Origin of the sequence: Streptococcus acidominimus (assembly GCF_001921825.1) — a bacterium.
GTDB classification, from domain to species: domain Bacteria; phylum Bacillota; class Bacilli; order Lactobacillales; family Streptococcaceae; genus Streptococcus; species Streptococcus acidominimus.
The window spans coordinates 1-2,632 of the sequence record NZ_MSJL01000091.1; the positions used below are offsets into that span (position 1 = coordinate 1).

Here is a 2,632-nt window from a genome sequence, read left to right on the forward strand (position 1 = left end):
GGGAACTATATATCAGTTTACACCAAACACAATATGTAGTATTTCGACAGCATCAAAAAAAAAGACGACTTCCAAGAGGAAATCGTCTTTCTTGTTATTTCAATAGTTCATACTCAAATAATTTACTTTCAAGCTCATTGTCGTAGTAATCAGATAATCTTACTTTAAGCTCTTTTAGCTTAGTGTTAACCTTTTCATTATTGAAAATCTTTTTACCATTACCATCTTTGTAAGATGTATTTATGTCCAATTCAATTTGATAAGTACCATAATGGTATTTGGAATTATATTCTGGGGTATCTTTTGCTAACTCAAGTAATTCATCGAAGACACCTAGCAACATTAAATCAGCTCTATCAAGTTTTCCGTATTTGACTTGCTCTATCAATTCTTTTCTGACTAATGAATTTTCATCTAAGCACATTTCATTATTGTAAAATCGTCCATCTGAACCTTCAAAACTTAGGCAGTGGTTTTTATGTGAGATACAAGTCCATAGAGTAGCTTTCCTAAGAAAATCAGTATCTTGCTTATACAAATCTCCTTTATCAGATGTTGTATAATAAATATCCTTTTCATACCAGTTTCTTTGTGGATACTGCTTGGCAACAAATAAAACTGTCTGCTCTGCGTAATTAGTTGTCCTAACTTGACTACCTCGTCCATGATATATAGCAATTCTAGTCATTCGTATATCCTGCGGAGTAATACCAAAACCACTGGCTTCTATAACTGCTAAAATATTGTCATTATAAACAGGTTTTCCATAGCTTTTCAAGGGCACTTCTTTTCCATCGTAGCCAGTAGCAATTTTAGATAATACATCTGCCTTTACCTTTTTAGAGTAGTATTCTCCTAGCGTTTTATATACCTTTCTTATAGTGACATGTTTCACATCTTTAAGAATAGCATTCTCTGGTACATCAATGACCGCAACGCCTTTTCCAGTTCCCCATTTCTTGTCATTTTTCCAAATTTCTTTAGCTGGGACAGTTAAACTTTCTGTTTTGGTATCAGCTTCATTCTTCCATTGTGCTACCAAAACGGAGCTTTCTTGTGCTTTGAAATTCCCTCTATTTGCTAAAAAACCATCAACGAAAGTTTTTTGCATCAATCCTACCGATTTCCAATATTTTACTGGTGCAAATAGGACGTAATAATCATATTCATTCCTCATGAAATACTTCTCAAACGACCAGACAAATTGATTAAGTAAATCTTTTGCATGACTACTATCCCCAGTAAATTCAGCAGACATCAGTTTACGAATGTAACTGAATTTATCTTTAGATTTTACACTCCCTTCTTGAGCACGAGCTAATTCATTAGAATATGGGGGATTTTCAAAACCGATTATTGCTACATTTTTGTCATCAATAATTTCTTGTAAAGTAGCATGTTTTCCATCAGTCTCCATAGGAATATTTAAAAACTCTTTTGCAAGTGCATCGCCACCGCTTACTAAATTTCCTTTATTCGACTGTACAACTGTCAAAGGGGGAATAATTGCTCTAACTTTGCCAATATATTTGTTGTATAAGACAAGCCACTCCTTAATTTCGTAGGTATTTAAGACAACGTGGCTTAGCTCCTCATCTGTTAAGTAATGCTCCAACGCTCCTGTGCCAGCACACCTATCAATAATAACGTAGTCCTTACCTTTAGGAAGACTACTAATAGCTTGACGGACAAGTTTAGTAGCTTCCTTGAGTGTATAAAACGCACCTAAATCTTTTCTGTTTGCAGGGTCATTCAAAGCATCCATGACAGTATCAAAATCTGTCTCGTCTCCATTCCAAGGTAGAATATAATCCTCTATTATGGAATTAACAGGATTTCTAAGCATATCAAACATTTGAGATTTACTTGTTGACCTGTCATTGTGGTAAATATAATTTGCCCATCCTAATATATTCGGAAAATTTATATCGAATTTTTGATATTTGTCAATCTGAAACAGTTCAATCAATTCGCCATTTTTAGGACTGTTAGGCTGGAAAACTGCAAAATCAAATTCTTTTTCAGGTTTTGTAGCATTCTTCAAAGTTAATTGCTTAACATTTTTAGAAGCACTATTCGTATAATTTTGTAGAATTTCTGAACGATACTGTGTTGCATCATAAACATAAGCATGGTCTTTGCTAATATCAACCAAGACAATTTTACTTGGTATAGGAATACCACCTTTATTTCTTAATTTTGAAAGATAATGGATAGCTTGCACAAGTACGATGTTAAGGTCAGCTATACTATTTTTAAACTCGAATAAGGTTCCTTTAACAATGCCATCTGTGTTCTCGGTCAAAACATCCTTTTCATCAAAGCCAAAACTTCTCCAAAAGAATAAATTATCAGCTCTTTCGTTACCAGATTGCCAACTTCTATCAATAGCTAGAGGTGTCATTTCACACCTCCGATTGTTAGAATATTAGTTTCCGAATAAACATAAAAAACTTTCTCACAAAAATGTGAAAAAGCCTGTTTTAGAGCTTGACAAAAAACACGTCCGATTACATAATCAGCGTGAGCTGTGAGCTGTGAGCTGTGAGCTGTGAGCTGTGAGCTGTGAGCTGTGAGCTGTGAGCTGTGAGCTGTGAGCTGTGAGCTGTGAGCTGTGAGCTGTGAGCTGTGA

Annotated in this window: 1 protein-coding gene; it reads right to left on the reverse strand. The window is 34.8% G+C overall.

Annotated elements, in window-relative coordinates; translation table 11 throughout:
* Positions 1 to 94 precede the first annotated feature (94 nt).
* Positions 95 to 2,404 (reverse strand): hypothetical protein, encoded by a 2,310-nt coding sequence (locus BU200_RS10295; protein WP_075100037.1) that lies wholly within the window; start codon positions 2,402 to 2,404, stop codon positions 95 to 97.
* Between the last annotated feature and the right edge of the window lie 228 nt (positions 2,405 to 2,632).

What these genes read in the sequence shown, in the direction of transcription:
- BU200_RS10295 (WP_075100037.1), bottom strand. Translation starts at nt 2,404, where the DNA reads ATGACACCTCTAGCTATTGATAGAAGTTGGCAATCTGGTAACGAAAGA.